The sequence below is a fragment of the Christensenella sp. genome (genome assembly GCF_034927525.1).
GTDB lineage: Bacteria > Bacillota > Clostridia > Christensenellales > Christensenellaceae > Christensenella.
The window spans coordinates 1-4,727 of the sequence record NZ_JAYFPU010000188.1; the positions used below are offsets into that span (position 1 = coordinate 1).

Here is a 4,727-nt window from a genome sequence, read left to right on the forward strand (position 1 = left end):
ATCTCGTGATAGAGGAAGACGGGAAAACCCTATTAGTAACAGGCTGCGCTCATAATGGCATCATAAATATACTTGAGCATTTTCACACGCTTAAAGGTCGAATGCCGGGTTATGTGATAGGTGGATTTCATCTTTCCAGCCGCTCCGGCGGCAATGAGGATTCTGAAATGATAGATAGAATTGGTAAATACCGACTCGGTACAAAAGCAAAGTTTTACACCTGCCATTGCACAGGTCTAGAGCCTTATAAAAGCCTGAAAGCCGTTATGGGTGATAGCATCGATTACCTGTCAGCAGGCAGTGAAATTGTAATCTAAATAAAAGGAGCAAGAATATGAGCGAAAATTGCAATCAAAGCTGTAGCAGTTGTTCGGAGGACTGCGCAGAACGAAAAGAACAAAAAACGGACTTCTCCGAGCAACTGCATGAGATGAGCAGTGTAAAAAAGGTCATCGGTGTTGTCAGCGGTAAAGGCGGAGTTGGAAAATCACTGGTTACCTCCATGCTTGCGGTTACCATGAACAGGATGAACTATCATACTGCCATTCTTGATGCGGACATTACTGGGCCTTCTATCCCAAAAGCCTTTGGTATCAAAGAAAAAGCCAAAGGCAGTGAGTTCGGACTATTCCCTGTTAAAACAAAGACCGGGATTGATATTATGTCTGTAAATCTGCTTTTAGAAAACGACACTGATCCGGTTGTCTGGAGAGGGCCAATTATTGCCGGTACAGTAAAGCAGTTTTGGACAGATGTAATCTGGAGCGATGTGGATTTTATGTTCATTGATATGCCGCCGGGCACCGGCGATGTTCCCCTTACGGTATTTCAGTCTATTGCTGTCGACGGGATTATTGTTGTGACATCCCCGCAGGAGCTGGTATCCATGATTGTATCAAAAGCTGTTAAGATGGCTGAGATGATGAATATCCCCATTATCGGTCTGGTGGAAAACATGTCCTATTTTAAATGCCCTGATAACGGCAAGGACTATCAGATATTTGGCGAAAGTCACATTGAGGAAATTGCTGATAAACATAATTTAAAGGTTCTTGCAAAATTACCTATCGACCCAAAAATTTCAACCGCCTGTGACAAGGGTATGATAGAGCTTTTCGATGGCAATTGGCTTGAGCCGGTTGCAAAAATATTAGAAAAAATGGAGGAAAACTAAAATGATGAAAATTGCAGTAGCGAGCGAAAATGGAATGGTGACGGAGCACTTTGGACATTGCGAAGGTTTCATGATTTTTGACACCGAAAACGATAAAATTGTCAAAAGTGAAACCATCGCCAACCCCGGACATAAGCCTGGATTCTTGCCTAACTTTCTTGCCGATCGTGGCGTAAATGTCATTATCAGCGGTGGTATGGGTGGAGGTGCAGTCGAGATTTTTAATGAAAGGAACGTTGAAGTTGTAGTAGGAGCTTCTGGCGACGCGAAAGCTTCTGTAGAAGCGTACCTGAAAGGCTCTTTAAAATCGACTGGTTCAGTTTGCCATGAACATCAGCATCATGATGAGTGCGGTGAATAAATTAAATGCGCTACCTTCAAAGTCGTTGAAGTGATATTTTTGACGCATAATAAAAACAGAATACTCTCCCTTTCGGCCGCCCGAATAAGTTCAGAGATGAACGCTCGGGCGGTTGAATATTGGAAAAAATCTAAATAGCAAGTGCAAATTTACTCGAAAAACTTGTTCAACAGTGATATAGAAACTGAGTTAAATTCTATCAAGCCATCCTCCCTCATTTTAGCGAGTTCCCTGGATAGTGATGTCCTTTGAACGCCTATTTTTTCGGCTAACGCCTTTTTTGTCATGCTAAGCTTAATTATACTCGAATTTTGTTTTTTGCTCTCAAAATTCAAGTAGCTTATTATACTTTCCCGGATGGTCCTATTCACATAGTGCTTGATTCTGTCTCCAAGGATTACCGTATGGTCTGATACATACTCAAGGTAACTGCTTAAAAATTCATGATTATCCGAAAATAATCGAAACAAACGATCCTTGTTAATCTCCAAAATCAGTGTCGCTTCTTTGGCTGTGACGGTCATCGGATAATAAGGATTTTTTGAAAACATAAGGTTGCCGCCAAGAACATCACCACCCAAAAACTCCGCTATTGTCATTAGATTGCCTGACTCCTCAATGCGCTCAATAACCACTTTGCCAGAGAGAATAATCTCAAGCTTCGAGCAGACTTCCCCTACGAAATGAACAATATTGTTTTTTTTGTATTGAGTGATTTTGCAGCTTCCTTCAATTAAGTACGACTCAATTTCTTGTGGCGTTATTGATTTCATAAGGTCAATCTGACCCATCAATTCCATGTTTTTTTTCATAAAACCTCCGAAGGTGTTACATTGGTAACACCTTTTTATATATTCTAACATTATAATAAGGATATATCAATAGGAGGCGAATATATCATGAAATACATAATCAACATCATTCGTATATTTTTTCTTGCACTTTTTCTGTTTCTACTGGTAAATGGGAAAGTAATGCTGTGGCTTATATTGTTTGGAGTGAGCCTGGTTGCCGCTCTAATTTTTGGTAGAGTTTACTGCGGATATGTTTGCCCTATGAATACCCTGATGTTTCCCGTTGAGTGGCTGTCTAAAAAAATGAAACTCCAAACATCGAAATCTCCCAAATGGCTGAAAAATGGGTATTTCACCTGGATAGCCTTAGGCGTTAGCATAGCGGTTATGATTTTATCAAAAAGACTGCTGCAAATTAATCTGCCGATTTTGCCTTTTTGGCTGGTTTTATCGGTCTTAATCACACTAAGATATAAACCGGAGGTATTTCATAACCTTATCTGCCCATTTGGTGCTCTGCAAAGGACCTTTGGCCGCTTTGCGAGGCTTTCTGAAAGAGTAGATAGGGATGCCTGCATCGGCTGCAAGTTATGTGAAAAAGACTGTCCCTCACATGCTATCGTTGTTTCTTCTGAGGATAATAAGGCTGAGATAAACACCGCATTGTGCCTTCAATGCACAAGTTGTCGTCAGGTTTGTCCCAAAAACGCCATTCACTACGGTAGGAACGTGTGATAAGACATTACTTGTTGTAATTACAACAAGTAATGGTAACTCGTTATGATATAATAGAGATCACTGCAAAGAATATAAAACCAGGAGGTATACCGCAATGGTTGAACAGATATTTAAATTATCAAAGGGTAATGACAAAGCTGTAGAGAGGATCATCTTTGATGAGAATGTACACTATCTGCATATGGTGTTTAACAAAAGCGAGGGCTTGCCTGAGCATTTTTCCAATTCAAACGTATACATGACTATCGTTCGCGGAATCCTCTCCATTGGCTTGGACTAACAGGACATACATGAGTATGAATCCGGCACTCTTCTAAAGATTCCATTCCAAACAAAAATGAATGTAAAAAATCTGCATGATGAAACCTTGGAGTTAATTGTTGTGAAGGCTCCCGCTCCAAAAAACTGAGATCAAAGAATTGGAAGCACGAAAAATAGTATTCAAGAGTACTGGCTTTATTTATGTATCAAGGGTGTTCACCCCTACACACGGAACAAACGGGAAACTGTAAGGGTGTTCACCCAACAAACGGAAACAAGGCTATCGGGTGCATTTTGTATCAAACTCGTGTCCTTTGCCAGAAAACCCGCGGTTTTCCTCAGTTTGAGGGGAACCGCTTTTTTCTGCTTGTGTGCAGGAAAGACTTGTTTTTTTACTATTCTAGTCCGCACATGACTCATTATTCGATCTGCTTTCTCCGACACTGACAAAATTTAAGCCTTCAATCATAGCTTGAGCCGACGAAAGCTTTGAATTGTAATCCAAGTGAGCGTAGATATTGGCCGTCGTTGAAAAATCACTGTGGCCTAACCAGTCCTGGATCTGTTTCATTGGAACATTGTTTGCCAGTAGTAAGCTGGCGCAGCTATGTCGAAGATCGTGAAAGCGTATCCTTCTCAGTCCATTTTTCTCCAACAGCCTTGGGAAAGCCATCGTCAAGTATTCTGGACGAAGTCTGACACCCAGTTCATTGACACAAATGTAGTCCAGATAGTCATTGCTGTAAGACCTTCCGCAGAGCTTCCGATTGATTTTCTGCTGTTCCATGGCAATCACAAGTTTCTCTTTGAAAGCGGGAACCAAGGGCAAGGTCCTCATGCTGGATTTGTTTTTGGTTGAATCCGACGCATGGATCAGGTATTTTCCATCAATCGAAAATGATGTTACTGTATGCCTGATCACTAAACTATTGTTTTCGAAGTCAATGGCACTCCATTTAAGACCGACAATTTCACTTCTCCGCAATCCATAGAATGCTCCCAAAAGGACAGGAAGTTCAAGATTTGATCCTCGTACCATTTCAAAAAGTCTATTAATTTCATTACTGTCGTAGAAACTTCCAACAAAACGTTCCATTCTGGGGCGTTCTATTTTACTAGCCGGATTAACCGGAATCAGATCAATCTTGACGGCATACTTCAGCGCTTTATGAATCACTGAGTGATAATGTATCACGGTCCAAAGTTAGTTTATCATATCTTTACTAACTTTGCGGCTGGTACAACCCGCGGGGGCAAGACCACTGCGTTGCTTTTTCGTAGTACAGGCAGTATTCGCAGGCGCAATCCTCTAACGTGTACTCAAACTTTTTTACCATAGGGCTCCCTCCGTTTCTTCGTAAAATACAAAAAAGGGGGAAGGCCCCGTCACCGAAAATGG

6 protein-coding genes and 1 pseudogene are annotated in these 4,727 nt (G+C 41.2%); 5 read left to right on the forward strand and 2 right to left on the reverse strand.

Annotated features, from left to right (window positions below; all coding sequences use genetic code 11):
* The 3 genes and pseudogenes from VB081_RS07695 to VB081_RS07705 all read left to right on the forward strand — a co-directional run.
* Window positions 1-317, forward strand: a pseudogene (locus VB081_RS07695) (MBL fold metallo-hydrolase); the annotation flags it as partial.
* A 17-nt stretch (window positions 318-334) separates the two neighbouring features.
* Window positions 335-1,174, forward strand: a complete 840-nt coding sequence (locus VB081_RS07700) for an Mrp/NBP35 family ATP-binding protein (RefSeq protein WP_323400240.1) — start codon at window positions 335-337, stop codon at window positions 1,172-1,174.
* 4 nt (window positions 1,175-1,178) lie between these two features.
* Window positions 1,179-1,535 (forward strand): NifB/NifX family molybdenum-iron cluster-binding protein, encoded by a 357-nt coding sequence (locus VB081_RS07705; protein WP_442872714.1) that lies wholly within the window; start codon window positions 1,179-1,181, stop codon window positions 1,533-1,535.
* Window positions 1,536-1,684: 149 nt separating this feature from the next.
* On the opposite strand, the gene VB081_RS07710 is transcribed toward VB081_RS07705, so the two are convergent.
* Window positions 1,685-2,347 carry a Crp/Fnr family transcriptional regulator gene (locus VB081_RS07710; protein ID WP_323400242.1) on the reverse strand — a complete coding sequence of 221 codons (663 nt, stop codon included), beginning with the start codon at window positions 2,345-2,347 and terminating at the stop codon, window positions 1,685-1,687.
* An 87-nt stretch (window positions 2,348-2,434) separates the two neighbouring features.
* Between VB081_RS07710 and VB081_RS07715 the strand changes: the two genes are divergently transcribed.
* Entirely contained in the window at window positions 2,435-3,064 is a 630-nt protein-coding gene (locus VB081_RS07715) for a 4Fe-4S binding protein (RefSeq protein WP_323400243.1), read from the forward strand.
* Between the two features lie 97 nt (window positions 3,065-3,161).
* On the forward strand, window positions 3,162-3,347 hold the full coding sequence (locus VB081_RS07720; protein ID WP_323400244.1) for a hypothetical protein: 186 nt from the start codon (window positions 3,162-3,164) through the stop codon (window positions 3,345-3,347).
* Window positions 3,348-3,728: 381 nt separating this feature from the next.
* Here the strand turns inward: VB081_RS07720 and VB081_RS07725 are convergent, their stop codons facing one another.
* A complete protein-coding gene (locus VB081_RS07725) occupies window positions 3,729-4,424 on the reverse strand; it encodes a site-specific integrase (RefSeq protein WP_323400245.1) in 696 nt (231 codons plus the stop codon).
* Window positions 4,425-4,727 lie beyond the last annotated feature (303 nt).

Coding starts and splice junctions, on each gene's coding strand:
- VB081_RS07700 (WP_323400240.1), top strand. CDS start 335: ATGAGCGAAAATTGCAATCAAAGCTGTAGCAGTTGTTCGGAGGACTGC.
- VB081_RS07705 (WP_442872714.1), top strand. CDS start 1,179: ATGAAAATTGCAGTAGCGAGCGAAAATGGAATGGTGACGGAGCACTTT.
- VB081_RS07710 (WP_323400242.1), bottom strand. CDS start 2,347: ATGAAAAAAAACATGGAATTGATGGGTCAGATTGACCTTATGAAATCA.
- VB081_RS07715 (WP_323400243.1), top strand. CDS start 2,435: ATGAAATACATAATCAACATCATTCGTATATTTTTTCTTGCACTTTTT.
- VB081_RS07720 (WP_323400244.1), top strand. CDS start 3,162: ATGGTTGAACAGATATTTAAATTATCAAAGGGTAATGACAAAGCTGTA.
- VB081_RS07725 (WP_323400245.1), bottom strand. CDS start 4,424: ATGGAACGTTTTGTTGGAAGTTTCTACGACAGTAATGAAATTAATAGA.